The sequence below is a fragment of the Pseudomonas cerasi genome, assembly GCF_027983475.1.
Lineage (GTDB): Bacteria > Pseudomonadota > Gammaproteobacteria > Pseudomonadales > Pseudomonadaceae > Aquipseudomonas > Aquipseudomonas cerasi.
The window spans coordinates 1,114,843-1,140,822 of sequence record NZ_JAQJVM010000003.1 but is presented as its reverse complement, the minus strand read 5'-3'; the positions used below and the strand labels follow the sequence as shown (position 1 = coordinate 1,140,822).

The window sequence follows — 25,980 nt, the reverse complement described above, 5'->3', positions numbered from 1 at the left end:
AATTGAATGTTGATTCTATAAAAATATTAATTGTCTAATTAAATAAAAAGGATATTTATCAATGCTTTACGAGACTATTCTCATAGAGGTTATAGATAGCGTAGGTCTGATCAAGCTGAACCGGCCCCAAGCGTTGAACGCCCTGAATGCGCGCCTGATCAACGAATTGAACCATGCCCTCGACCAGTTCGAGGCGGACAGTGCGATCGGCTGTATCGTACTGACCGGCTCGGAAAAAGCTTTCGCCGCCGGTGCGGACATCAAGGAAATGGTCGACCTGTCCTACCCGCAGATCTATCTCGATGACCTGTTTCGTGAAAGCGACCGGGTCGCCGCGCGACGCAAACCCGTGGTGGCTGCGGTGGCCGGTTTTGCCTTGGGGGGCGGCTGTGAGCTGGCATTGATGTGCGATTTCATTCTGGCTGCCGAAAACGCCAGGTTCGGACAGCCCGAGATCAATCTCGGCGTGTTGCCCGGCATGGGCGGTACGCAGCGACTGACTCGCGCGGTCGGCAAGGCCAAGGCCATGGAAATGTGCCTGACCGGCCGATTGATCGATGCTCAAGAGGCCGAGCGCGCCGGTCTGGTGGCCCGCGTGCTGCCGCTCGATCAGTTGCTGCCGGAAGCGCTGGCAGTGGCAGCGGTGATCGCCAGTAAATCCCTGCCAGTGGCGATGATGGTCAAGGAGAGCGTCAATCGCGCATTCGAGGTCAGCCTGGCCGAAGGTATTCGCTTCGAGCGCCGGGTTTTTCACGCCGCCTTCGCCAGCCAGGATCAGAAAGAGGGCATGCGCGCCTTTATCGACAAACGCCAGCCCGACTTCAAGGACTGCTGATCTTCATGGCCCACGATCAGGATACGTTGCGGGTCGACCTGCAGCGCCGCGGTTTGCCCGCGTACCAGCAATCCGTCGTGGGCATTGACGTGCAAGTGCCGACCGCTCGCCACTCGAATACAGCCAGCCGGCTGTGCGGTCATCCCGTCCAGCTCATGACCCGGTGACAGTACTGCGCAAATCACCGGCCGTTCGGGATGATTGTCGAGGTAGCGCACTAACACACGTGCGCCCGGCGGTAGCCGATGAACCTCCGCGCAAGCGACCTCGGCCAACGGCCAGCGCTGTGCGGGTTCGTCTTCCAGATCCTGAACGTGCCAGTCGAAGCGGATTGAGCGATATCCGGGTGGGTCCGGCTGCATGCCGTTGCGCTGTAATGTGGCGAAATGCTCACCGGTGACCGCAGGTCGAGGGTGGCTGATCGAGGGGCGAAACGGCGTCGCCCAGGGTATTACCCTGAAACTGTTGCAGTAGCCGTTGCCTTGCAGCTGTTCAGCCTCGGGTGACGAACGTTGCGCTTCCACGAGGATGCGCAGGATTGCCAGCGCATCATGAGCGGCGACACCCTTCAGCACCTGTAACTGCCTGCCAGCGTGAGCGACTTCGGTCACTAGCCATTGGTCGTTGAGCAATGGCTCCGGGTGATCGAGCACCTGAATGACTTCACCACACTGTAAGGCGGTGTCGGTGCTTTGGCCTCTGACATCGCGCCGCTCGCAACGCAGGCGCTCCAGCCTGCGACTGCCACGCTGCCGACTCAGTGCCTCCTGGCGACTGATTGCTCCACGAACGCCTGGCGGTTGAAAGGCATGATTGGCCGCTATCGTCAGAGGATGTTCATCGTGCAGCGATGAGGGTGCATGCGCAGGTTGCGGGTGCTCGGCGACTTGTTTTGAAGCGTGCGCAAACGCCAGTCGCTCGGCCAGGTGCAACAGCGTATCTCGCAACGCGCCTGACGCTTGCGGTCGCTTGAAGCGCACCGGCAATGGCTGCGCCGGAAAGCTGGCTGGGTCGTCCGAGAACACCAGCCGGTGGCCGCTCCGTCGATGCTCGAAACGGAAATGCATGCCTTCTTCCTCACACAGGCGCTGCAACAGGTGCAGATCGCTTTCGTCGTACTGGATGTGCAACGGTTTGGCAGGATAAAGGCCGTTCATGTGCTCGAAGCGGTAAGCGTTTGCTCCGATGCCGTGCGCTTCAAGCAATCGCATGATCAGTTGAGGGATCGCAAGGTCCTGATAGGTGCGGCGATGTCGATGCTGCGCCAGCTGTTGCAGATCAGGCATCAGGATCAGATGGTAAAGGCTCATTCGAGCCCCCCTGTGGAGCCGGGCCGCATGCTCGATACGGCCATGCCTGCCGCCGCCGGATTCGCCGAAGCTTAAAAACGCTTCGCGTTGCAGCAGGCTGTGCACATCCCACTGCGGGTCGCTGCCGATCATCCAGATGTCGAAGCGATACGTTTCGTTGAGGGCTTCATGGCCGGCGAGGCTGATGATATGCAGATCCGGCTGGCAGTCGGTGATCGCCAGCATGAAGGGCACTTGCAGGTCCTTGCGCATCCGCGGGGCTCTCTAGCTTCAAAAACGGGGCCGCGAAGGTTACGGAATACGGGGTTACAAAAGCATTGCTGCAAGGTTTTTCGGAAAGAGCCTACAAGCGTTGATGGAAAGACGATGAGTGCCGTTGGCCGGATTGATAGTCATCTTGGCCAGTTCGTCAGGCCAATCTGCCTGTCGGGGGTTTCATCTGCCGTGATCGCGTATAAAATGCGCCGCGCCGGACAGGGTATTTGCCGGTGACCCTTTTTCAGCGCCTTGCCTGCGCCGCGTTCTGTGAGTCATGCAGACGCAGGCGGCGAGGCGCCTAGCGAATCAAGAGAGCAGACATGGGCGCACAGTGGAAGGTCAAGCATAAAGAAGCGGCAGCCAATGCCAAGGGACGTACGTTTGGCAAGCTGTCCAAGGAAATCATGATCGCGGCTCGTGCTGGTGCAGACCCGGACATGAACTCGCGTCTGCGGCTGGTGGTCGAGCAGGCCAAGAAGGCCTCGATGCCGCGCGAGACTCTGGAACGTGCCATCAAGAAAGGCGCCGGCCTGCTGGGCGAAAGCGTCAACTTCGAGCGTCTGACCTACGAAGGTTTTGCGCCACACCGCGTGCCGGTGATCGTCGAGTGCCTGACCGACAACATCAACCGGACGGTCTCGGAAATTCGCGTGCTGTTCCGCAAGGGCCAGCTGGGTGCTGCGGGTTCGGTTTCGTGGGACTTTTTGTATCAGGGCATGATCGAGGCTGTTCCTGCAGCAGCGGATGCCGACCCGGAGCTGGCGGCAATCGAGGCCGGTGCCCAGGATTTCGAGCCAGGTGAAGAAGGCGCGACGCTGTTCCTCACCGAGTCCACCGACATGGACGCAGTCTGCAAGGCGCTTCCGGAATTCGGTTTCACTGTCCAGTCCGCGCAACTGGGCTACCGCCCGAAAAGCACCGTGGACGGCCTGACCGATGAGCAGATGGCCGAAGTCGAAGCGTTTCTCGAAGCCATCGACAACCATGATGACGTGCAGAACGTTTACGTGGGTCTGGCAGGCTGATCACTGCGCAATGGAGCGCTTTACGCGCTCCATGTTTTTATCTGTAGAAGAATCTCTGCCAGCGACGGTCGTTGCTGGCAATCAGGCTGCACGCAGCTTGCCTGCAGCGCCTGTAGACCCGCCATGACGTCCTGATCCTGCGGATCTGCCTCGCAACGTTCCAGCAGTTCCCCCAGCAAGATACCGAATGCCCGCGTTTCGATGCGCTCCAGCGCCTCTCCCAACCCGGCTGACGGGTGAAAGGACGCCGCACCGAAGTCGCTCAGCAGGCAATTGCCATCCTCCTGCACAAGAATGTTGTGGCCATACAGGTCACCATGCGTGATCCCGCGGGCGTGCAGGTGCGCGGTGACCGATGCAATACCTTCAGCGAGGCGCAGCAGTACCGGCAGGGAAAAGCGCGTGTCACTGGCGTAGACATCGCGGCTACAGGATTCCAGGCTCGGCGGGCCGGCAAGATTGCCGAAATCGGGGGCTATCAGCGCCATGACCAGGCCGCGCTGATGCTCGGGATGCCCGCTGATCTGTCCAAGCACCTCGATCAGCTGTGCGTGGCGGCCTGCGGCGATGCAGGCCGCCATTTCATTGAGCGGCGATCCATCGCTGGTGACCGCGCCCTTGTACAGCTTGACCGCTGCCATGTGCTCAGCGCCGGCGTCGTGCCAGACCGCCTGCTGAATGATACCCGACGCACCTTCGCCCAAGCGTTGATGGAGGCTGAGGTGTTGCCAGGGGATTTCACGAATCGGCGCGGTGGGGCGTTCAGCGCACAGCGGGTTGTCGGCGAAGGCGAGCCATGCCAGGGCAGGCAGGCTCAGCAGCCAGTCCGGCAGCTCGGTCAGACGATTGGCCGCAATGCGGATCAGCTCCAGCTTGTGACACTGCGCGAGGGTCGCGGGCAGGGTGCGCAAGCGGTTGCCGGCGAGCATCAGCTTTTGCAGGTCCGGGCGGCGGCCCAGTTCGTCGGGCAGCGACTCGATGCGGTTGTCGGTGAGGATCAGCCAGCGCAGGCGCGGCGGCAGTGCTGCGGCGCTGACCTGTTCTATGCGATTGGCCTTGAGGCCGACAATCTGCAACTGTTGGCATTGGCCAATGCTTTCCGGCAGGTGCGTAAAGGCGTTATCTGACGCGAACAGCACGCGCAGGCGGGTCAGGCGACACAGGTCGTCAGGCAGTGAGGTCAGCCTGTTGCCACTGAGATTCAAGACTTCCAGCGTGTCGGCCAGGTCAAAGATTTCAACCGGGAATTCGCTCAGGTCACAGGAGAGGTCAAGCCGTTGGGTGCCTGCCAGCTTGCCGGCGCGTAGATCTGCGAGGGTGTGCATGAATAGGTTCGGTCATTGATGTCGGACGAGGCGCGCATGATAACGGGAGTTGCGCCCGCTGACTCCCTGCAAAGCGGCTCAGCTCAGGCAGCGGTCGACCCATTGACGCACGCGTTCGGGCGTCGGCGCCGATTCGGCATACAGAATCCGGTAAATCATCGGCGCGATGACGGCATCAATAATGTCGTCGGCACTGGGGGAAACCTCGCCGCGAGCGATGGCGCGATCGATCATGACCTGCAGCTGCTCGCGAACCATTGCCGCACACTTGCCGACACAGCCGGAGGTACTGGCGGCGACATCGCGCATCAATGCCCGGCCAGGTGCCGAGGACATTTCGTCCAGATACATTTCACTCCAGGTCAGCAGGTCCTGATGCAGACTGCCCTGATCGATCGGTACGTCAGGGCGCAGACGCTCCAGGGCAGCGTCCGCCAGCAACGTGGTCAGATCACCCCAGCGGCGATAAATGGTCGACGGCGTAACGCCTGCGCGGGTCGCGATCATCGGCACGCTGAGTGCCGACCGATCGTGCTCCTGCAACAAATCGCGGACGGCGCGGTGGATGGATTCCTGCACACGGGCACTGCGGCCTCCGGTGCGAACTGCTTCTTTAATAGCCATACGGCGGACCTTAACACAAAGTATTTGCTTTAAGCGCTATCACGTCGCACACTCCGCAAAAGCTAATTTATGGCTTTAACAGGTTGCATTGGCGGAGAGCGTATCCATGTCCCTTTCTTCACACGATTCGACGTCGCCAGACGTGAAGTCTGACGGTCGGGCACGAAACCATCTCGGGTTTCTGGCGTTTACCACGTTATGCTTTTTTGCCGCGTCCAGCACGCCCACGCCGCTTTATCACCTTTATCAGGAAGCATGGGGATTCTCGGCGGGCGTGCTTACCCTGATTTTTGCAGTCTATGCATTCAGCCTGCTGGCTGCCTTGTTGATGGGCGGGTCGCTGTCTGACTATTTGGGGCGGCGCCCGGTGATTTTCGGCGCCTTGCTGCTGCAAAGCGTCTCGATGCTGCTGTTCATTCTGGCCAGTGACGTCAACTGGCTGGTGGCTGCGCGCCTGCTGCAGGGTTTTGCAACAGGTCTGGCTGCCAGCGCACTGGGCGCAGCCTTGCTGGACAATGATTCGGTCAAGGGGCCGTTGATCAACAGCATTTCGCCGATGCTCGGCATGGCCGTTGGCGCTCTGGGGACGGCACTGCTGGCGCAGTTCGCGCCGTTGCCGTTGATGCTCGGTTACTGCTTGCTGCTGGCCGCATTTCTGAGTCAGGCCCTGTACCTGGGACGCGTCGAAGAAACCGTCAGTCCTCAGCCCGGTGTCTGGCAATCCCTCAAGCCCTCGCTGCATGTACCGCAGCAGGCACGGCGCATGCTGTGGCTGGTTCTGCCGGTGGACATCGCCGCGTGGGCGCTGGGTGGCTTCTTTCTGTCGTTGAGCCCGTCCTTGCTGGTAGCGGCGACCGGCTCCACCTCACCGCTCAATGGCGGCCTGGCGGTTGCGGCGCTGACCCTCAGCGGGGCGGCGGCGATTCTGACGTTGCGTCAGCGCGAGCCGGTACTCGGCTTGTGGGTAGGTGCGAGCTTTCTGCCGCTGGGTGTCGCGGTGATCCTGCTTTCGATCAACCTGGGTTTGCTGTGGCTGTTTTTCGTCGGCGCAGTGGTCGCAGGTGTGGGTTTCGGGTCGAGCTTTCTGGGCGCGCTGCGCATGCTCATGCCCTTGGCGCATGCCCACGAGCGGGGCGGGCTGATGTCGGCTTTTCTGGTGCTCAGCTACCTGGCCTTCTGCATACCGGCACTGGTCGCCGGTTTCTTTGCCCACTCGGCGGGGCTGGTGATGACCAGCAATGTCTACGGGGCAGTGGTGATCACGCTGGCGCTGATCGCGCTGGCCAGTCTGATCGTACGGCGTGCCGCCAGCGCAAACAAAAATGCCCACGCATAGGTGGGCATTTCGGTTTGCCTGAAGGCAGGACAGCCCTTAACGCAGCTCTTTTACCATCTCGGACAACACGGTCAGTATATCCCCGGCCAGTTGCGCGGAGCGCTTGCCTGACCAGCCGGTGACCGGGTCTGGCGCGTTGTCGTGATCCTTGAACGGCATTTCCAGGGTCAGTGACAGGCACTTGTAGCGTTCGCCCACAGCATTGGCGGCCAGGTTCATGTTGGCCTGACCGGGCGCGCTGCGTGGGTAGCCATGAGCCGTCTGGAAGTTGTCGCTGACCTCGCACAGGCGGCTGCGAAAGCGCTCTTCAAGCTGGCGTTGCTGTGCGCTATACCCCGGATTACCTTCGCAGGCGGCAGTGAATACGTAGGGGATTTCCTCGTCGCCGTGCACGTCGAGGAACATGTCCACGCCGTACTTTTCCATCTGCTGCCTGATGAAAGACACTTCCGGACTCAGCGCTTCGGTACTGTCCTGCCAGGCACGATTAAGGTCCTTGCCGTTGGCGTTGGTGCGCAAGTGGCCATGAAAGGCACCGTCCGGGTTGACGTTCGGTACCAGGTAAAGATCCGCTTCTGCCAGCAATTGCTGCAGCGCGGCGTCATCCTTTTGCTGGAGGCGTTCGATTACGCCCTCCATGAACCATTCGGCCATGTGTTCGCCAGGGTGCTGCTGAGCAATCATCCAGATCCTGCGTTTGCCTTCGGCACCGTCGCCTTTGCGCAGCAGTTGAATATCCCGACCCTCGACGCTTTTGCCGACAGCCAGCAACTGCGCACCGGCTTTTTCCTGCGCCTGTTCGATCAGCCACTCATGGCGTTCGCGGCTGTAGGGTTCGAAGTACGCAAACCAGACTTGCGGCTGGTCCGGGGCCAGGCTGAAATTCAGCGCCTTGCCGTCGAAATCCGACGCTACCCGAAACCAGTTCTCATGGTCGTAGGACGCCACGGCGTTGTAACCGGTCCAGGCACTGTTGAACGTGGATTCGCTGGCATTGGTCAGGCTGAAGCCATAGGTCTGGCCGACGTTCAGGCCTTCTGCCTTGAAATGAAACCACTGGAAATGCGCGCTTTGCGTGTCGGGCCGAATCGCCAGCCTGATATGCGCCGGGTCGCTTGCGTCGAGAACCTGAATGTTGCCGCTGTCGAAATCTGAACCAATAGTGAGAGTCAAGATAGGTGCCTGCTTGCGTAGATGCCTTTTCAGGCCACTACTGTACACCGATCAACATCGCGCCCTGCGACGTAAACTTCACTGCAACGGTCATCTGCGCCTCAGGATATGGCCTCGGCGGTGACCATCAGGCTGCAGATGAAGGCGGTCAGCAGGCACCAGATCAGATACACACTGCGCCTGCGCCGATGCCAGCCGGATGCGCCGAGCAGCGAGGCGGGCGCCTGCAACTGACGCCACAGTCGCTCGCTGTTCTGGAAGGCCGAAAGGTGCGCGGCGTCGGCGTCCAGCCAGTGGCGAAATTCGATTCGTTCGCTGGCGGTTGCCGCTGGGCTCTGCAGGTGCACATACCAGCGACTGGCCTGATTCTGAATGGCAGCCTGAATGGCAGCGCTTGGGGTGTCTGCCGCGCCAGGTACGTGGGCCTTGCCCAGCGCACGAAGCATCGCACGCTCTACCCGGGCGATATCGACGTTCATGAAGCGCGCGATGTCGGCATAGGCCAGTCCGTCGAGTCGGCTGAGCAGGAATATCTGCCGGGTCCGGCGCGAGAGCTTGCCCAGTCGGTGACCGAGTTCAATGGTCTGCAGCGTGGGTTGCGGCTCGGGCACGCGGACAGGGAGGTGCAATAGAGACGAGAGCTGATTACTCATGATGTATCGCTCGCTGATCGTCCATGGGAGTCTTCCTTGTGATGTCGGGTAGCGTCCGTGACAAGAATAGACTAGTGAATACGAGAATCATTCTCAAGTGAAAAGTCGCAGCAATTACTTTTTATCTGCCGCATCGTGGCGTTTTTGCCCTAAAAGCATGGCCTTGATCGAGTGGCCTTTGCTATGATCCGCGTCATTGCAACACACCGCGCAACACCCAGACTTCATTAGCCTGAAGCAGCGAAACCATAAAGAAAGAACCAAAAAAAGACCCGGCAAAAAGCCGGGTCAAAAACCGTGATTAGCCTGATGAGGAGATAATCAGGAAGCCGACCTAAGACTTCCCGGTTATCCAGCGAGTCTCGCGACCCGCTGATGCAATAATAATCATTATCATTTGCAAGTCAAATGTTTTTATTGCCCTCATTGATACCGATAATCCGCCAGCGCTCGCTCGGCGGATTTTCTTTTCTGGCTTCTCCCCGATATCGCCTAGTCCAGCGGCAGCTCCGTGGTGCGCTTCACCGTGCTCATGGCGATGTTTGAATGGGCTTCGTGGACGTGGGGCAATTGCAGCAAATGATCGCGCAGAAAGCGCTCGTAGCTGGCGATGTCCTGAGCGACCACCTTGAGCATGAAATCCATCCCCCCGGCCATCGTGTAGCACTCCAGCACCTCGGGGTGGCCGATGATTGCCTCCTCGAACTCCGCCAGATAGCGACGGCCATGGCCTGACAGCTTGACCTCGACGAACACCGTCATGCTCAGTCCCAGCTTCTGGGTGCTGAGCAGGGCGACCGTGCGTTCGATCACCCCGTCTTCCTGAAGGCGGTGAATGCGTCTCCAGCAGGGCGATTGCGACAGCTCGACGCGTTCGGCGATTTCCGCTGCCGACAGGCTGGCGTCATGTTGCAGCAGACGAAGAATCCTGCGATCGATAGGGCTCAATTTTGGCTGCATGAATTGACCTTGTTTTTTGTTCTGGCCGAAAAAAGCATGCTGAATATCAGCAGATTTGCGCGCATTTAGAAAGAAAAAGCCTCTTTGCTGCTGGCAGTCTAGTTGCAAGGCTGCCGGGCAGGACCGTCCCGGTGCAAATGACCTGACTTATAAGAACAAGAGAGGTATGCGCATGTCCCTGGCTGATATTCGTCTGGATGATAAATACCGGCTTGCCACCGGCAATCTGTACCTGACCGGCACACAGGCCCTGACCCGCCTGCCGATGCTGCAAAAGCAGCGCGATGAGGCGCAGGGCCTGAACACTGCCGGGTTCATCTCTGGCTACCGCGGTTCGCCGCTGGGTAATCTGGACAAGAGCCTTTGGGACGCCAAGGACTACCTGCAACAAAACGCCATCCATTTTCAGCCGGGCATCAACGAAGAACTGGCCGCCACGGCGGTCTGGGGCAGTCAACAGGTCAACCTGTTCCCACATGGCAAGTACGATGGCGTGTTCGCCCTCTGGTACGGCAAGGGGCCGGGCGTAGATCGTTGCGGTGATGTGTTCAAGCACGGCAACTCGGCCGGTGTTGCGGCCAATGGCGGTGTGCTGATCCTGGCGGGCGACGACCACGGCTGCAAATCATCGACCATCGCTCACCAGAGTGAGCACGCGTTCATTGCCTCGATGATCCCCGTGCTCAACCCCAGTAATGTCCAGGAGATTCTCGACTACGGCATCATTGGCTGGGAGCTGTCGCGTTACAGTGGTTGCTGGGTGGCGATGAAGACCATTGCCGAGAACGTCGACTCTTCCGCGGTGGTCGAGGTCGATCCATTGCGGATCAAAACCCGTATCCCTGACGACTTCGACATACCCGAAGGCGGTTTGCACATCCGCTGGCCGGACCCGCCGCTGGCTCAGGAGGCCCGACTCAATACCTACAAGATCTACGCCGCCAGGGCCTTCGCGCGCGCCAACCAGTTGAACAAGGTGGTGATCGATTCTGCGCAACCCCGGCTGGGCATCATCACCACCGGCAAGTCCTATCTGGACGTGCGGCAGGCCCTCGAAGAGCTGGGTATCGATCAGGAGCTGTGCGAGAAGGTCGGGATTCGCGTGCTCAAGGTCGGCATGAGCTGGCCGCTGGAACCGGTGTCGGTGCACGATTTTGCCGAAGGGCTGGACGAAATTCTGGTGGTCGAGGAAAAACGCAGTGTCATTGAAGACCAGTTGACCGGTCAGCTCTACAACTGGCCTGTTGAACGGCGGCCAGTGGTGGTCGGCGAGTTCGATGAGCAGGGCCGTTCACTGCTGCCGAACCTCAGTGAGCTGACCCCGGCGATGATTGCCAGGGTGATCGCCAAACGCCTCGCGCCGTTCTACAGCAGCCCGCAGATCGACGCGCGCCTGCAGTTTCTCAGCGACAAGGAGCAAGCGTTGCAGGCGCCGCTGTTCACCACCCAGCGCACCCCGCATTTCTGCTCCGGCTGCCCGCATAACACCTCGACCCGGGTTCCGGAGGGCAGTCGCGCCCTGGCCGGGATCGGCTGCCATTACATGACCATCTGGATGGATCGCGAAACCGATACGTTCACCCAGATGGGCGGCGAGGGCGTGACCTGGATCGGTCAGGCACCGTTCACCGAAACTCCGCACGTTTTCCAGAACCTGGGCGACGGTACCTATTTTCACTCGGGGCACCTGGCGCTGCGTGCGGCAGTGGCCTCCAAGGTCAACATTACTTACAAGATTCTCTACAACGATGCGGTGGCCATGACCGGTGGCCAGCCGATCGACGGCGTGCTGCGCGTCGATCAACTGAGCCGTCAGGTGTTCAACGAAGGCGTGCTGCGCATCGCGCTGGTTTCCGACGAGCCGGACAAGTACCCGAGTCGTGAGGACTTCGCGCCGATTACCACCTTTCATCATCGGCGCGACCTGGACAGCGTGCAGCGCGAGTTACGCGAGTTCAAAGGCGTGTCGGTCATCATCTACGACCAGACCTGCGCCACCGAAAAGCGCCGCCGTCGCAAACGCGGCACCATGCCTGACCTGGAAAAGCGCGCGTTGATCAACCCGGCGGTGTGCGAAGGCTGCGGCGACTGTGGGGTGAAATCCGGATGCCTGTCTGTGCTGCCCAAGGAAACGGCACAGGGGCGCAAGCGCGAAATCGATCAGAGCGCCTGCAATAAGGATTTCAGTTGCGTCGAGGGTTTCTGCCCAAGCTTCGTTACGGTGCATGGCGGCAAACTGCGCAAGCCTGTGTTGCCCAAGCAGGTCGAGGCGTTCGCGCGTCTGCCAGAACCGGCACTGCCGTCGCTCGACAGGCCGTTCAATATTCTCCTGCCGGGTGTCGGCGGCACAGGGGTGACCACCGTCGGCGCGATGCTGGGCTATGCCGCGAATCTGGAAGGCAAGGGCTGCAGCGTGCTTGATCAGGCCGGTCTGGCACAGAAATTCGGTCCGGTGGTCAGCCATATCCGCATTGCCGCGCGCCAGGAGGATCTGTTCGCCGTGCGTATCGCCGCCGGTGAAGCGCACCTGCTGCTCGGCTGTGACTTGCTGGTGGCTGCCGGCCCGGATGCGATCGCCAAGCTCGACAGCAAGATTTCCCATGCGGTGGTCAACAGCCAGCAAACACCGACCGCCGAGTTCACGCGCAATCCGGATGCCGTGTTCCCGGCCGAGGCCATGAAGCAGACCATCATCGAGGCGGTCGGCGCGGCGAAGACCCACTTTGTCGAAGCCACCTCGCTGGCCACCCGATTGATGGGCGACAGCATCGCCAGCAACCTGTTCATGCTCGGCTATGCGTTCCAGCTGGGCCTGATTCCATTGACCTCGGCGGCCATCGAGAAGGCCATCGAACTCAACGGCGTTGCGGTCAACCTGAATCAGCAGGCGTTTCTCTGGGGCCGTCGTACCGCGCATGATCCCGCCGCCGTGGAGGCCTTCGTCAATCCGCAAGACAAGGTCAGCGAGCCGCAACCGATGGACCTTGATCAGCGTATCCAGAGCAACGTCGATGCCTTGAAGCAGTATCAGAACGCGGCTTACGCCAAGCGCTATCTGGCGTTGGTGCAACGCGTACGCGACAGCGAATCGCGGGCGTTCCCCGGTCAGCAGCCGACGCTGACCGAGGCTGTGGCGTTCAATTACTTCAAATTGCTGGCGTACAAGGACGAATACGAAGTGGCGCGGCTGTACAGCAACGGCGAGTTTGCCCGCCAGTTGCAGGCGCAGTTCGAAGGTGACTATCGACTGGAGTTTCATCTGGCACCGTCGTGGCTGGCCAAGCGCGACCCGCACACGGGCCTGCCACGCAAACGCAGCTTTGGCCCGTGGATGCTGCGCGCTTTCGATGTGCTGGCGGCGTTCAAATTTCTCCGTGGTACGGCGCTCGATCCGTTCGGTCGCAGCCTTGAGCGTCAGCAGGAGAGGGCGCTGATTGATCGCTATGTCAGCGATGTCGAACTGATCCTGCAGCACCTTCAGGCGCAGAATCGCCACACCGCCTTGAGTCTGGCACGCCTGCCGGAACGCATTCGCGGCTATGGCTACATCAAGGAAAGCGCCATGAAAGCAGCTGCCGTGCAGGCCGATATTCTGCGCAAGAGCCTGGAAAGCGGCGAAGTGGCCGCGCCGAAGCTGTATGAGGCGGCTGCCTGAGGAGGGCAATACCAATCAGCGTGCCAGCTCAGCGTTGGCACGCTTTTCATTACGCAATGCGATCGTCGTGCCGCGTAGAGGTACTGACTACACCGGCCTGAACAGGTGGGCATGCCCGGCGCGGTACAGCGAGGACTCGCTGAAGGTGTCATCGGCAAGCACACGTCCGACCAGAATCAGCGCTGTACGGCGAAAGCCCTTGGCCTGTACCTTTTCCTGAATATCCGCCAGCGTGCCAACGGCCCAGTCCTGATCCGGCCAGCTGGCGCGGTGCACCACGGCAATCGGGCAGTCGGCGCCGTAATGTGGCACGAGCTCTTCGACGATCCGCTGCAGGTTGTTCACCCCCAGATGAATCGCCATCGTTGCCCGATGGCTGGCCAGACTGGCCAGTTCCTCGCCGCTGGGCATTGAGGTCTTGTCGGCATAGCGGGTCAGAATCACGCTTTGCGAAACGTCCGGCAGGGTCAGCTCGACGCCCAGCAATGCAGCGCAGGCAGCGGTCGCGGTCACTCCCGGAATGATTTCGAACGGAATGCCCAGTTCGCGCAGATGGCGGATCTGCTCGCCGATAGCGCCATACAGGCTCGGGTCTCCGGAGTGCACGCGTGCGACATCCTGGCCCTGTGCGTGTGCGCGCTTGATCAGCTCGATGATCTGCTCCAGATGCAGCTCGGCGCTGTTGGTCACCTGCACGGCCTGATGACCTTCCAGCACAGCGAGGGGGACCAGCGAGCCTGCGTAGATAATGACCGGGCAGTTGCGAATCAGGCGTTGTCCCTTGACGGTGATCAGCTCCGGATCGCCAGGGCCTGCGCCGATGAAATAGACAGTCAATGAATTCTCCGGGGTGAATGAGCGCGGGGAGATTATCCGCTGTGCGCAGGGCTGATTGCCAAGGCAAATGTGGCCTGCGCGCTTTTCTGTCGTTCTATCAGCAGCGTGGCCGTACCGTCTCCCAGTTGCGCCGCCAGTGCCAGGGCCGAGCCTTCGGCGACGCCATGACAGCCAGTGCTCTGGAAGACCTGCGCAGAGCGGTGCGTCAGGTGCAGTTCCCACGCTACCAGTTGCGCGGCGTTGAAGCATACCAGTGGCACTGCCAGTTGCCCGGCCAGCTCAAGCAGACCGGGCTCGGTTTGTTTCAGGTCGATGGACGCCAGCGCGGTCACCCGGGCAATGTCCAGCTCAAGTGCCTGCAGGCTTTGCTCAAGCAGATCGCGCAACAGCGCAGCCGAGCAGCCGCGCCGACAGCCCAGCCCGGCGACCAGAGGTGCGCCGGGTTGAAGGGTAACTGGATCAGGCCTGATGCAGGTCGACATGGTCGGCGTGCACATCGTTTTTGCGGAACAGCCAGGCACTGATCAATCCCAGAGCGACCCAGAACAGCGCGTTGGTCAGCAGCGAGGCCATCATGAACTGCGATTCCAGAGCCTCGGGAGCCAGGCTTTCATGGACCAGCGGCTGTGGCGCGCCAAGCACATGCGGGACCAGCAGAATCGCCACACCCAGTGCTTTGAGCAGCCAGTTCTGGCCGAACACCAGCAAGGCCAGCCCGACGGCAGTCGACGCAGCAGCGCCGAGCCACCATAGCTGACGCTGACTCAACTCGGCGGCGGCCGTGCCTGGCAGTTCGGGTGGCAGGCCAAGGGTCGGGGCCAGCACGAACACGGCAAAACCGGCCAGCCCCCACCATGCGCCTTGCACGGTGCGACCCGGTGCCCGCAGGGTGTAAAGCCCGGCAAGCATCAGCGCAAAGCCCACCGCGACCACCAGGTTGCCGCCGGTGGTGGACAGCACACGCTGCCAACCGTTTTCGGGCTCCCAGGCCGCTTCTTCATGGGCATGGCTGTGTTCGGCCAACGCGCCGTCCGTGTGCTGATGCAGTTGCTCGGCAGGCGCGTTTTCGTAGGTCTCGGCCTGCTGGATCAGCGGCACCACCCACAGGCTTTGCAGCAGGGTCAGCAGCAGGGCGGCGAGCAGGCCGGTGAAACCTGCGGTGTAGGCGATTCGCTTGAACATTGTGTGGCCCTCAATGGCAAGGAAAGGCAGCGCTGTGACGGGTGTCGTGTGCCGCGTTGTGCACGGCCGCGATGTGCGAGAAACCGGCGAAGTACACCAGGCAGGCGCCGAGAAGCGCAGCGCTGATGGCGGCTGTCAGGCGTTGAGTGCGTGTGGAGCTGGGCGCGGCGGCGTGGCTGCTGATGGTCGACATGGCGTTCCCTCTTGTTGGTAATCGGCAAGTGGGCAACGCGCAAAAGAGCCTGCCGGCAGATGCCGGAGGTTTCAACTGCGCCCGCCCACCGCGGGTTTGTCATTGCAAGCATATCGGGCCGGTCTCCGGGCTCGCGAGGGGCCAGGACGTCAGTGCGTCAAAGCCTGCAAGGTCACCTTCCCATGCCAGCGGCACAGTGGATCAGACCTACTCTCGCTTACCGTTGCGGGGGCAGCACCGGACTTGCTCGACAACGCGAGCGCACCGGTTTCCCGTTTCACCCCGTGAGGGGCACCCGAAACAAGGCGCACAGGAGAGCATGGGCGGCAGGGCAGCGTCAATCTGAACGATTGACCTGTCTGCAGTCACTGCGTAGCCTTGCTGACTCGAGGTTCTCCCTGGGTAAAACATCACCCAGTGGAGCTAAGACGGGAATGCGGTACAAGCCGCAGCTGCCCCCGCAACTGTAAACGGTCATGTTCATTGCACAGCCACTGCTGCGGCGGGAAGGCGCGATGAATGCGTGTCGGCGTTTCTCACTGCCTGCCGCACGCCGCCGTGAGCCAGGAGACCTGCCTCGAACGGGCCGCACATGCTGCGGCCCTGGAGAATTCTCACTACAACCGGGCGGGGTGATCCGGTGGCGATCCGATCTGCGTGTCCTGCATGCGGTTCTCGTCCTGTTTGCCCGCCGCATTGCCAAAGGGCACCTGATGAAAACACTGGCCAAGCTTCCCGTCACCATCGTCACCGGCTTCCTCGGCTCGGGCAAGACCACCCTGTTGCGGCACATGCTCGACAACGCCGAAGGGCGGCGCATTGCGGTCATCGTCAATGAGTTCGGCGAGCTGGGCATCGACGGAGAAATCCTCAAGCAGTGCACGATCGGCTGCACCGAAGAAGAAGCCAACGGCCGGGTGTACGAACTGGCCAACGGCTGCCTGTGCTGCACCGTGCAGGAAGAGTTCTTCCCGGTCATGCGCGAACTGGTCGCGCGCCGTGGTGATCTGGACCATATCCTGATCGAAACCTCGGGGCTGGCGCTGCCCAAGCCGCTGGTCCAGGCTTTTCAATGGCCGGAAATCCGCAACGCCTGCACGGTCGATGCGGTGATTACGGTGGTCGACAGCCCGGCGGTACTGGCTGGTACTTTCGCTGCCTTCCCTGATCAGGTCGATGCGCAGCGCAAACTTGATCCCAACCTGGACCACGAGTCGCCCCTGCACGAACTGTTTGCCGATCAACTGGCCAGCGCTGATCTGGTGATCCTCAACAAGGCCGACATGATCGACGCCGAAGGTCTGGCGACGGTGCGTGCCGAAGTTGCCGAAGAGTTGCCGCCTGCCGTCAAGGTGATCGAAGCCAGCAGTGGTCGCCTGCCGATCAGCGTGTTGCTGGGTGTCGGTGCCGAGTCCGAACTGCATATCGATGCGCGCAAGACCCACCATGATCACCACGACGATGACGATCATGATGACCACGATCACGACGCGTTCGATTCGATATCCCTGAAACTGCCGCAAGCTGACGAGAAAGTCCTGCTCGATGCACTGAATCAGTTGGTGGTGCAGCACGGCATTCTTCGTGTGAAGGGCTTCGCGGCCATTCCCGGCAAGCCGATGCGCCTGCTGATTCAAGGTGTCGGGACGCGTTTCGACAAGCACTTCGACCGCGCCTGGCGTGCCGATGAAGAGCGTGCCACACACTTGGTGCTGATTGGTCAGGAGCTGGATGCCGCAGCCCTGCAAGCGCAACTCAACGCTGCGATTGCCGGCTGACCCATGCATTTACTGAGAACCCAGCCCGGCGGTTTCGTACCTGACGACAATATTGCCGATCTGGGCCAGACCCCGGCCGAGCTGGTGATTCTCTGCAGCGGCGACTCCAGCCTGGCGCTGCTGGCCGAAGCTGCCCGGCAGCTCCCCGAAGACTACCCCAGCCTGCGTCTGGCCAACCCGATGCAGGTCCAGAATCACGCCTCTGTCGACCTGTACGTCGATGAAGTGCTGCGTCACGCAAAGGTCATCCTGATTTCTCTGCACGGCGGTATTGGCTACTGGCGCTACGGCGTCGAGCGGCTGATGGAGCTCGCGGCACGCGGCGTTCAGGTCATTCTGGTGCCGGGTGATGACCGCCCTGATCCAGAGCTGAGTGATTTGAGCACCGTGCCTGCCGTAGAGCGCGACCGACTCTGGCAGTTTTTGCGTCAGGGCGGCCTGCAAAACGCGCTGCAACTGTACAACTGCATGGCCAGTCGCTGGCTGGACCGCGATTATTCCTGGGTCGAGCCCGCGCCGTTGCCGCGCATGGCGATCTACCATCCGCGTTTGGCAAGCGCGCAGCTTGCCGATTGGCAGGCAGACTGGCTTGCCGAGCAGCCGGTGGTAGCGCTGCTGTTCTATCGCTCGCACCTGCAGGCCGCCAATACCGGTTTCATCGATGAGTTCTGTGTGCGCTTGCAGGCGCAAGGCATCAACCCGCTGCCCATAGCCGTGGCCAGCCTCAAGGAGCCCGGCTGTTTCACTCAGGTGGAGGACTGGCTGGATGAGGCTGAAACCGAGCTGATCCTCAATACCACCGGTTTTGCCCAGTCGAGTCCGGAAGCGCCGCATCTGCGGCCGTTTCGGCGCAACGTGCCGGTCATTCAGGCCATCTGCGCGCAGGACAACGAGCCTGCCTGGCAGGCCAGCGAACAGGGCCTTGGCGCTCGTGATCTGGCGATGCACATTGCCTTGCCGGAGCTGGACGGACGGATCATCAGCCGGCCGATCAGCTTCAAGGACCTGGCCTGGCGCAGTGAGCGCAGCCAGTCGGACGTGGTCTGCTACCGCGCCCAGCCGGACCGGATGGATTTCGTCGCGCAACTGGCGCGGCGCTGGATCGAGCTTGCGCGCCTGCCCAATGGCGAAAAGCGCGTGGCGCTGATCCTCGCCAACTACCCGACTCGCGACGGGCGGATCGGCAATGGTGTGGGGCTCGATACGCCTGCTGCGGCGCTGAATATCCTGCGCGCCATGCAGGCAGAGGGCTATCCGCTGGCGCCGTTGCCGGACACTGGCACTGAACTGATCCAGCAACTGCTCGGCGGCGTGACCAATGATCTGGACAGTATCGACCAACGCCCGTGTCACCAGAGCATGGCGCTGGAGGAATACCTGGCGGCGTTCAACGAACTGCCGCAGGAAAATCGCGACGCGGTGAACGCCCGTTGGGGCACGCCGGACACCGATCCGATGTTTCGCAGCGGCCGGATGATGATCGCCGGGCTGCGCTTTGGTCTCACCTTCATCGGGATTCAACCGGCACGGGGTTATCAGGTCGACCCGAGCGCGGTGTATCACGACCCGGATCTGGTTCCACCTCATGGCTATCTGGCGTTCTACTTCTGGCTACGCAAGGCCTACGGCGCGCACGCGGTGGTGCATGTCGGCAAGCACGGCAACCTCGAATGGCTGCCCGGCAAGGGTGTGGGGTTGTCGCGAACCTGCTGGCCGGACGCGGTGCTGGGCGCCATGCCGAACATCTATCCGTTCATCGTCAACGATCCGGGCGAGGGCGCACAGGCCAAGCGGCGCACTCAGGCGGTCATCATCGATCACTTGATGCCGCCGCTGACCCGCGCGGAGACCTACGGCCCGTTACGCAATCTGGAACTGCTCGCCGACGAATTCTACGAAGCGCAATTGCTCGATCCGCGCCGCGCGCGCGAGCTGCAGCGTGACATTCTCGAGCTGGTCCGTGAAACCCATATCGACCGCGAACTGGCGCTTGGCGAGAACCTCGACAGCGATGCCGACGCGGCGCTCTGGCTGCCACGGCTGGACACTTACCTGTGTGACCTGAAGGAATCGCAGATTCGCGATGGTCTGCATATCTTCGGTCAATCGCCGCAAGGTCGTCTGCGCATCGATACCTTGCTGGCCCTGCTGCGTATTCCGCGTGGTGACGGGCGTGGCGCGCAGTCCAGTCTGTTGCGTGCGTTGAGCAAGGCGTTCGAGCTGGACTTCGACCCGCTGAACTGCGAATTGGCCGAACCCTGGACCGGCCCGCGTCCCGCTGCATTGCAGGCCCTGAGCAGCGATCCCTGGCGCAGTGCCGGCGATGCTCGAGAGCGGCTGGAGCTTTACGCCGCCATCCTTATCGAACGCGTCATCCAGGGCGAAGCGTTGACTGACTTGCCTGCACACGATGATCTGGCCCAGATCCTCGACAGCCTGCGTGACGTCGTCGCACCGCGTCTGGATGCCTGCGGCCCCGGCGAAATGCAGGGCATGCTTGATGCCCTGAGTGGTCGTTTCGTGCCGGCAGGTCCCAGCGGCGCGCCGAGCCGGGGGCGTCTGGATGTGCTGCCCACCGGCCGCAACTTTTTTACCGTGGATGTGCGCAACCTGCCGACCACCACGGCCTGGCGAATCGGCTTCCAGTCCGCCAATCTGCTGCTGGAACGACACCTCCAGGACCATGGTGACCACCTGCGCCAGTTGGGCCTCTCGGTGTGGGGCACGGCGACCATGCGTACCGGCGGTGACGACATCGCCCAGGCCATGGCGCTGATGGGCGTGCGTCCGGTGTGGGCGACGGGCAGTCAGCGGGTCGATGACTTCGAGATTCTGCCGATCAGCCTGCTCGACCGCCCACGAGTGGACGTGACACTGCGGGTCTCCGGCTTCTTCCGTGACGCGTTCGCCAACCTCATCAAGCTGTTCGACGCTGCGGTGCAGGCCGTCGCGGCGCTTGACGAGCCCGACGACCTGAACCCGCTGGCGGCCAGGGTCCGTGAAGAACGGCAGGGCTTCATCGCAGAAGGTCTGAATGAAGACGAAGCGGCGCGTCAGGCTGGCTGGCGGATATTTGGTGCCAAACCCGGTGCCTATGGCGCTGGCGTGCAGGGTGCTATCGATGGCCGCCTGTGGCAGAGCCGCGATGACCTTGCCGAGGTTTACCTGAACTGGGGCGGTTACGCCTATGGCGCTGCCGATGAAGGTACGCCCGCACGCCAGCGCTTTGCCCAGCGGCTTTCTCAGGTGCAGGCGGTGCTGCAGAATCAGGACAATCGCGAACACGATCTGCTCGACTCAAACGACTACTACCAGTTTCAGGGCGGCATGCTTGCCGCTTCGGAAAGCCTCAGCGGGCAGAAGACCGCCAGTTACCACGGCGATCACAGCCAGCCCGACCTGCCGAAAATCCGTACCCTCAAGGAAGAGCTGAACCGGGTGATACGTTCGCGCGCAGCGAATCCGAAATGGATCGAAGGGGCCAAGCGCCATGGTTACAAGGGGGCGTTCGAGATGGCCGCGACCGTGGATTTCCTGTTCGCGTTCGATGCGACCACCGAGCTGATCGATGATCACCAGTACGCGCTGCTCGCCGACGCCTATCTGCTGGACCCGGCGACTCGCGATTTCATCGCTCAGCACAATCCTGATGCCTTGCGCGACATGACCGAGCGCATGCTCGAAGCCCAGCAGCGCGGCCTCTGGCAGGAGCCTGGCGAGTATCAGCAGGCGCTGGAAGACCTGCTCCTGGACATAGAAGAGAACTGATGACCGTGTCTGATTCAACGATGAGTGAAACTCCGCATTTTCCGCTGGCCGCTGTGGTCGGTGCTGATGACCTGAAACTGGCGTTATGCCTGACTGCCATCGACCCGCGCATCGGCGGCGTGTTGATCGAAGGGCCGCGGGGCATGGCCAAATCGACGCTGGCCCGCGGGCTGGCCGATGTGCTGGCCAGCGGTCAGTTCGTCACCTTGCCGCTGGGTGCTACCGAAGAGCGTCTGGTCGGCACGCTGGACCTTGACGCCGCACTGAGCGAGGGTCGCGCGCGCTTCTCTCCGGGCGTGCTGGCCAAGGCCGACGGCGGCGTGCTGTATGTCGATGAGGTCAACCTGCTTGCCGACCATCTGGTCGACCTGCTGCTGGACGTCGCGGCCAGCGGCGTCAACCTGGTCGAGCGCGACGGTATCTCCCATCGTCATGCTGCGCGTTTCGTGCTGATCGGTACCATGAACCCCGAAGAAGGTGAATTGCGCCCGCAGTTGCTGGACCGCTTTGGCCTCAATGTGGCGCTGAGCGGTCATACACTGCCTGCCGAGCGCAGCCAGATCATCCGTCGCCGTCTGGATTTCGACACCGATCCGCAGGGCTTCTGCCAGCAGTGGCAAGCGCAGCAGGATGCCTTGAAGCTGCGCTGTGAACAGGCCCGTCAGCTATTGTCGAGCATCGAACTGGATGACCAGTCGCTGGCAATGATCACCGAGCGTTGCTTTGCCGCAGGTGTCGACGGCATGCGTGCCGATCTGGTCTGGCTGCGGGCTGCGCGTGCTCATGCGGCGTGGCGGGGTGCCGGGCACATTGAAGAGCAGGACATCGAAGCGGTTGCCGAATTTGCCTTGCGTCACCGGCGTCGCGAGCCCTCACCGCCACCGCAGAATTCCGAGGCGCCGCCACCGCCTCCGGGCTCGTCCAGCAAACAGGCCGAGCCTGACGGCGGGCAGGGCAGCTGGGGTGAGTTGCCCGCCCAGGCCGTCACGACCGGCTCACGCCGCGAAGTGCCGAGCTGGCCAAAAAAGCCCTAGGCATCCGTCCCCGCGCCATACAGGGGGCGGATGCCATTCCCCGTCCCGGTCGACTGGCCTGCGGCAGGCAGGGCGCTGTGCGTGTCGGTGCTGATGGCCCGGTGCAATGGCTACCGACCTTTCTGCGCGGTCAGCCGAAGAGCCACAAGGATTTGGTTCGCCAGCCGCGCAGCAGCCGGCCCAGCGAGTTATTGCTGGTGATTGTCGATGCTTCGGCGTCTACCCGCCGCCATCAGGCGTTGAGTCAGGCCAAGGGCCTGCTGTCGCAGATGTTCGACGATGCCTATCAACGCCGCGCGCGGCTGGCCTTACTGACCGCCAGCGGCACTGCGCCACGCTGGCAACATCAGGGGCTGAAGGCCTCATCGGCGTTGACACCCTGGCTGGATGCACTGGGGGCTGGCGGTGGTACGCCGTTGCCGGAAGCGCTGCGACAGGCAGCTGAATGGCTGGGGCAACGGCAAAAACGCTATCCGGCCGAACAGCAGCGGGTTCTGGTGCTGACCGATGGCCGGATCAAGTCGTTACCGGCACTCCCTGCGTTCGACTGCGCCAGCTTGCTGATCGATATCGAGAAAGGCCCGATCCGCCTGGGAAGGGCGCGGGAACTGGCATCGAGTCTGGGGGCTGAGTACCGGCACATCGATGAGTTGAAGCGGGTCTGAGGGTGGGGAACCCCTCAGGCCCGGCTCTCTTGCCGATGCTCTGCGGGGGCGGAGCGCGCGCAGAGCATGGCACTGAAAACACACTTCTGTGGGCGCGGCAAGGGCGGCGACCCCACAGGGTTTTCCATTACGCCAAGCGGGGAGCCCGCTCAGTCAGCCATCAAGCCGGCATGGTCCACGGCTCAAGGTCGTAGCCTTCGTTGCTGATTTCTGCACGGGCCTGTTCCAGAGCGCTGGCCAGTTGGCGCTTGTCGGAATAGGTGCTGCTCGGGATCTGCTTGCGACCGATACGGTTGCTGGTGCGGTCGATCACCGTCAGGCTCAGTTCGCCGTTACCGTCCTGTGGTGCCCAGGCAACACACTGGAAGGGTTCAAAAGCGTGTCCAGCGATCAGAAGTGCATCGTTGAAGCGCAGTGGGGCGTTCATGGTCGTTTCCTCAAGTGCCCATATCAATTCAGTCTCGGCGGCGGGCTGACCGTCCGGCTGGTTACTTGTGTTGATGAACGACAAGGGGGCATGAGTCACACCGTTCATTGAAAATATTTGCGAATTATTTTTGATGGGGCACGTGGAAGGCTGCCTGTTGCCGCAAGAACCGGGCAGGTAGCGCACTAATGACAGCAGGTTATGAGCGTTAGACCCAAACGGTACAACGCTGCGTCAAATATTTGCTAGGGTGATGAGTGGGCTCGCCAACAGACTGTTTATAAAAAGCTTTTCAAATCTTCCATACGCCGGGCGCCAAGGAAACCTCATGCATGGATCGGCCCCAACACGACGTCTGTTAATGCTCGACGGCGGTGACGACTGTCATCCATTGATCCCCGTTCTGGTCGAGGCCGGATGGACGGTGCAGGAAAGCCCATCGGGTTCGGCAATCATTGCTGATTGTGATGTAGGCCTGATTCACCTGACCCCCGATCATTTTGAACACTTGCCCAGGCTCGAGGCGCTGTTCATTAACAGCCCGGTGCGCTGGATTGCAGTGCTGGCAGTCAGTGATTTGCGCCGCGAGAAAATCGGTGATTTCGTCTGCCGCTGGTTTTTCGACTTTCATACGCTGCCTTTCGACGCGGATCGGCTGCATGCCTCGCTAGACAGAGCGTTTACGGCCGGGCGGCCGCAATTGCAGGGCTCGCCTTTGCAATTCAGCGTGGAACCCGAGTGGCTCGGCGACAGTCGGCCTGTCCGTGAATTGCGCAGGCTGCTGAGCAAACTGGCGCCCACCGATTCGCCGGTATTGATCAGGGGCGAACGGGGCACGGGCAAGGAACTGATCGCGCGCAGCCTGCATGTTCAGTCCTTGCGACGCGACAAACCCTTTATCGTGGTCGATTGCGCAGCGTCTGACGGGCAGTCGATCCACGCCGTGCTGTTCGGTCATGAGGACGGCGGGTTTGACGATGCTCAGGAACGTAGGGTCGGGTTGCTTGAAGCCGCAGACGGCGGCACGCTGTTGCTCGACGAGGTCGGTGAGCTGCCGCTGGATACCCAGGCGAGCCTGCTGCGCTTTCTCGAAGACCGGCAGATCGAGCGCGCGGACGGTAGCGAACCGATTGCAGTGGATGTGCGGGTGCTGGCCGCGACCCGCGAGGATCTTGAAACGGCGGTGCGCAAAAAGCGCTTTCGCGAGGACCTGTATTACCAGCTCAATGTGCTGCAGGTCGGGGTGGCGCCATTGCGCGAGCGTCATGGCGATCTGGCGTTGCTGGCCAACCATTTCGCCCATTTGTACAGTCAGGAAACCGGCAGGCGGGCGCGCAGTTTCAGTCAGGATGCTTTGGTTGCGCTGGGCAAGCACGATTGGCCGGGCAATGTGCGCGAGCTGGCCGGTCGCGTTCGGCGCGGGCTGGTGCTGGCCGAAGGCAGGCAGATAGAAGCGGCAAATCTCGGCCTGCTGGGTGAGGAGGACAGTGTTGGCAGCATGGGGACGCTGGAGGATTATAAGTCGCGGGCCGAGCGTCAGGCGTTGTGTGACGTGTTGACGCGCCACAGTGACAATTTGAGTGTGGCGGCCAGAGTGCTGGGTATTTCGCGGCCGACGTTTTACCGGCTGTTACACAAGCACCAGATCCGCTGAATCGCCCAGCAACTGCGAGACAGCGGTCAGCGCCTGTACGCGGCGCTGCTCCCAGTTACCGCCCACTACCCGGTAAGCCTGCCGGTGGTGTTCCAGCCATTCCCGGCTGGCGTCGAAAAAGGCCTGGCGTTCACCCAATTGCGGCTGGCAGCGCTGGCCGTCGCTGATCCAGTCAACGCCTTCAGGCGACAGCAGCAGATGCAGGTCATAGGTACGCCTCAGCAGTTGCTGTTCGATCCACGCAGGGCAGTCGCCGAACAGCGTGCGGCTCCAGAGCATGTTGCTCAACAGGTGCGTGTCGAGTATCAGCAAGTCTGGCTCGGCGCCGCGCGCGGCGTCCTCCCAGGCCAGTTGGCCCTGGGCGATGGCCGGAATATCGGCGTAAACGGTATCGCGGCCCTGCTGATCGATGAACTGCCGGACATATTCGCCGACCAGCAGGCCGCCGAATCTGTGTTGTATTTCCGCCGACAGCCAGCTCTTGCCGCTCGACTCGGGGCCGGTGAGAACCAGAACTTTCATCGCGCCAGCGCCAGATCGTTGCGCCACTCGCGCCAGCCCTTTACCGCCAGCAGGGTGAACAAGCCATACAGCGCAGCCGTCAGGTACAACTCTTTGTAGATGAACAAGCCGACGAAAATCACATCGAGCAGGATCCACAGCGGCCAGCACTGAACGCGTTTTTGCGCCATCCAGACCTGCGCCACCAGACTGAACCCGGTCAGCGCGGCGTCCAGCCAGGGCTGTGCCGCATCGGTGAAATGCGCCATGCCTGCCCCCAGTGCGACGCTGACAAGTGCGCCGACCGCCAGCCCCTTGAGCACCGAACTGTTCTGCAAGGTGGTCACGGCTTTGACCGGCAGGCCGTCACCGTGCCGCGTCCATTGCAGCCAGCCATAGACCTGCAGGCCTGCGTAGATGACCTGCAGGAGCATGTCCGAATACAGCTTTACGTCGAAGAATATCCAGATGTAGATCACCACCATGACCAGGCCGATTGGCCAGCACCAGGGATTCTGCTTCACTGTCAGCCAGACCGCGATAACGCCGATGGCGGCAGCGAAGAGTTCAAGCCCGGACATGGCGGCTCCTTGGTGAGGGTAGTGAGGGGCGGGGCCGGCGATTGTATGCGCTTCTGCGCGCTGCGTGCAGCTTGTGTTGCGCCAGACCTTACGTCAGCAGGCTTTGTGCGTGCAGGTCTGCTAGCATTCCGCGCCTTGCATTTGCGCGAGTTTCTTCAAGCTTCGTTCAGGCATGTGGCGGCATAGTGGCAAGCATTTTTTACACG

Annotated in this window: 22 protein-coding genes and 2 riboswitches; of the genes, 9 read left to right on the top strand and 13 right to left on the bottom strand. The window is 61.6% G+C overall.

Translation table 11 applies throughout. From position 1 onward, the window contains the following. The first annotated feature begins 61 nt into the window (after nt 1-61). On the top strand, nt 62-835 hold the full coding sequence (locus PI739_RS20640; RefSeq protein ID WP_004413827.1) for an enoyl-CoA hydratase: 774 nt from the start codon (nt 62-64) through the stop codon (nt 833-835). On the opposite strand, the gene PI739_RS20635 is transcribed toward PI739_RS20640, so the two are convergent. Then, complete coding sequence (locus PI739_RS20635) at nt 775-2,397, bottom strand: type VI secretion system Vgr family protein (protein ID WP_271352155.1); 1,623 nt, start codon at nt 2,395-2,397, stop codon at nt 775-777. The two genes, PI739_RS20640 and PI739_RS20635, sit on opposite strands and share 61 nt — an antisense overlap. 326 nt (nt 2,398-2,723) lie before the next feature. Here PI739_RS20635 and PI739_RS20630 point away from each other — a divergent pair, with 326 nt between their 5' ends. Then, nucleotides 2,724-3,428: a YebC/PmpR family DNA-binding transcriptional regulator gene (locus PI739_RS20630; protein ID WP_003364547.1), complete on the top strand. Its 705-nt coding sequence runs from the start codon at nt 2,724-2,726 to the stop codon at nt 3,426-3,428. 20 nt (nt 3,429-3,448) lie between these two features. Here PI739_RS20630 and PI739_RS20625 read toward each other — a convergent pair whose 3' ends face one another. After that, nucleotides 3,449-4,753 carry a leucine-rich repeat-containing protein kinase family protein gene (locus tag PI739_RS20625; RefSeq protein ID WP_271352154.1) on the bottom strand — a complete coding sequence of 435 codons (1,305 nt, stop codon included), beginning with the start codon at nt 4,751-4,753 and terminating at the stop codon, nt 3,449-3,451. Nucleotides 4,754-4,831: 78 nt separating this feature from the next. Continuing rightward, complete coding sequence (locus tag PI739_RS20620; protein WP_046719294.1) at nt 4,832-5,377, bottom strand: TetR/AcrR family transcriptional regulator; 546 nt, start codon at nt 5,375-5,377, stop codon at nt 4,832-4,834. A gap of 106 nt (nt 5,378-5,483) precedes the next feature. Here PI739_RS20620 and PI739_RS20615 point away from each other — a divergent pair, with 106 nt between their 5' ends. Next, nucleotides 5,484-6,713, top strand: a complete 1,230-nt coding sequence (locus PI739_RS20615) for an MFS transporter (RefSeq protein WP_161428832.1) — start codon at nt 5,484-5,486, stop codon at nt 6,711-6,713. 36 nt (nt 6,714-6,749) lie between these two features. Here PI739_RS20615 and PI739_RS20610 read toward each other — a convergent pair whose 3' ends face one another. The 3 genes from PI739_RS20610 to PI739_RS20600 form a co-directional block, all read right to left on the bottom strand. Beyond that, on the bottom strand, nt 6,750-7,886 hold the full coding sequence (locus tag PI739_RS20610) for a M14 family metallopeptidase (RefSeq protein WP_058396267.1): 1,137 nt from the start codon (nt 7,884-7,886) through the stop codon (nt 6,750-6,752). Nucleotides 7,887-7,987: 101 nt separating this feature from the next. Beyond that, the gene (locus PI739_RS20605) at nt 7,988-8,539 is read right to left on the bottom strand and encodes a sigma factor-like helix-turn-helix DNA-binding protein (protein WP_248688343.1); all 552 of its coding nucleotides are present in this window, start codon (nt 8,537-8,539) and stop codon (nt 7,988-7,990) included. A gap of 492 nt (nt 8,540-9,031) precedes the next feature. Continuing rightward, nucleotides 9,032-9,499: an Lrp/AsnC family transcriptional regulator gene (locus tag PI739_RS20600; RefSeq protein ID WP_004413813.1), complete on the bottom strand. Its 468-nt coding sequence runs from the start codon at nt 9,497-9,499 to the stop codon at nt 9,032-9,034. A gap of 172 nt (nt 9,500-9,671) precedes the next feature. On the opposite strand from PI739_RS20600, the gene PI739_RS20595 reads away from it, so the two are divergent. Further along, nucleotides 9,672-13,154 carry an indolepyruvate ferredoxin oxidoreductase family protein gene (locus PI739_RS20595; protein ID WP_046720267.1) on the top strand — a complete coding sequence of 1,161 codons (3,483 nt, stop codon included), beginning with the start codon at nt 9,672-9,674 and terminating at the stop codon, nt 13,152-13,154. Nucleotides 13,155-13,241: 87 nt separating this feature from the next. Here the strand turns inward: PI739_RS20595 and cobM are convergent, their stop codons facing one another. The 4 genes from cobM to PI739_RS20575 are packed head-to-tail and all read right to left on the bottom strand — an operon-like array spanning nt 13,242 to nt 15,366. Next, the gene (gene cobM, locus PI739_RS20590) at nt 13,242-13,991 is read right to left on the bottom strand and encodes a precorrin-4 C(11)-methyltransferase (RefSeq protein WP_003364531.1); all 750 of its coding nucleotides are present in this window, start codon (nt 13,989-13,991) and stop codon (nt 13,242-13,244) included. Nucleotides 13,992-14,023: 32 nt separating this feature from the next. Next, nucleotides 14,024-14,473, bottom strand: coding sequence for a cobalamin biosynthesis protein (locus tag PI739_RS20585; protein WP_044309339.1), 450 nt, complete (start codon nt 14,471-14,473; stop codon nt 14,024-14,026). Further along, a complete protein-coding gene (locus PI739_RS20580) occupies nt 14,451-15,173 on the bottom strand; it encodes a CbtA family protein (RefSeq protein ID WP_046719297.1) in 723 nt (240 codons plus the stop codon). Before PI739_RS20580 ends, PI739_RS20585 begins: the two co-directional genes overlap by 23 nt. 10 nt (nt 15,174-15,183) lie before the next feature. Further along, nucleotides 15,184-15,366, bottom strand: a complete 183-nt coding sequence (locus PI739_RS20575) for a CbtB domain-containing protein (protein ID WP_003342053.1) — start codon at nt 15,364-15,366, stop codon at nt 15,184-15,186. 99 nt (nt 15,367-15,465) lie between these two features. Then, a riboswitch (cobalamin riboswitch) is annotated at nt 15,466-15,680 on the bottom strand. Between the two features lie 58 nt (nt 15,681-15,738). After that, a riboswitch (cobalamin riboswitch) is annotated at nt 15,739-15,960 on the top strand. A 119-nt stretch (nt 15,961-16,079) separates the two neighbouring features. Here PI739_RS20575 and cobW point away from each other — a divergent pair. The 4 genes from cobW to PI739_RS20555 are packed head-to-tail and all read left to right on the top strand — an operon-like array spanning nt 16,080 to nt 22,611. Next, entirely contained in the window at nt 16,080-17,144 is a 1,065-nt protein-coding gene (gene cobW / locus PI739_RS20570) for a cobalamin biosynthesis protein CobW (protein WP_011268157.1), read from the top strand. A 3-nt stretch (nt 17,145-17,147) separates the two neighbouring features. After that, the gene (cobN, locus tag PI739_RS20565; RefSeq protein WP_004413802.1) at nt 17,148-20,912 is read left to right on the top strand and encodes a cobaltochelatase subunit CobN; all 3,765 of its coding nucleotides are present in this window, start codon (nt 17,148-17,150) and stop codon (nt 20,910-20,912) included. Then, a complete protein-coding gene (locus tag PI739_RS20560) occupies nt 20,912-21,946 on the top strand; it encodes a magnesium chelatase ATPase subunit I (RefSeq protein WP_003364520.1) in 1,035 nt (344 codons plus the stop codon). Before cobN ends, PI739_RS20560 begins: the two co-directional genes overlap by 1 nt. Nucleotides 21,947-21,999: 53 nt before the next feature. Beyond that, nucleotides 22,000-22,611: a vWA domain-containing protein gene (locus PI739_RS20555; protein WP_054081021.1), complete on the top strand. Its 612-nt coding sequence runs from the start codon at nt 22,000-22,002 to the stop codon at nt 22,609-22,611. A 160-nt stretch (nt 22,612-22,771) separates the two neighbouring features. Here PI739_RS20555 and PI739_RS20550 read toward each other — a convergent pair whose 3' ends face one another. Next, on the bottom strand, nt 22,772-23,038 hold the full coding sequence (locus tag PI739_RS20550) for a hypothetical protein (protein ID WP_003315350.1): 267 nt from the start codon (nt 23,036-23,038) through the stop codon (nt 22,772-22,774). A 328-nt stretch (nt 23,039-23,366) separates the two neighbouring features. Between PI739_RS20550 and PI739_RS20545 the strand changes: the two genes are divergently transcribed. Further along, nucleotides 23,367-24,692 carry a sigma-54-dependent transcriptional regulator gene (locus PI739_RS20545; RefSeq protein WP_054081020.1) on the top strand — a complete coding sequence of 442 codons (1,326 nt, stop codon included), beginning with the start codon at nt 23,367-23,369 and terminating at the stop codon, nt 24,690-24,692. Here the strand turns inward: PI739_RS20545 and PI739_RS20540 are convergent. Then, the gene (locus tag PI739_RS20540) at nt 24,669-25,214 is read right to left on the bottom strand and encodes an AAA family ATPase (RefSeq protein WP_003364515.1); all 546 of its coding nucleotides are present in this window, start codon (nt 25,212-25,214) and stop codon (nt 24,669-24,671) included. The two genes, PI739_RS20545 and PI739_RS20540, sit on opposite strands and share 24 nt — an antisense overlap. Then, nucleotides 25,211-25,774: a nicotinamide riboside transporter PnuC gene (pnuC, locus tag PI739_RS20535; RefSeq protein WP_054081019.1), complete on the bottom strand. Its 564-nt coding sequence runs from the start codon at nt 25,772-25,774 to the stop codon at nt 25,211-25,213. The genes PI739_RS20540 and pnuC overlap by 4 nt, the downstream gene beginning before the upstream one ends. Between the last annotated feature and the right edge of the window lie 206 nt (nt 25,775-25,980).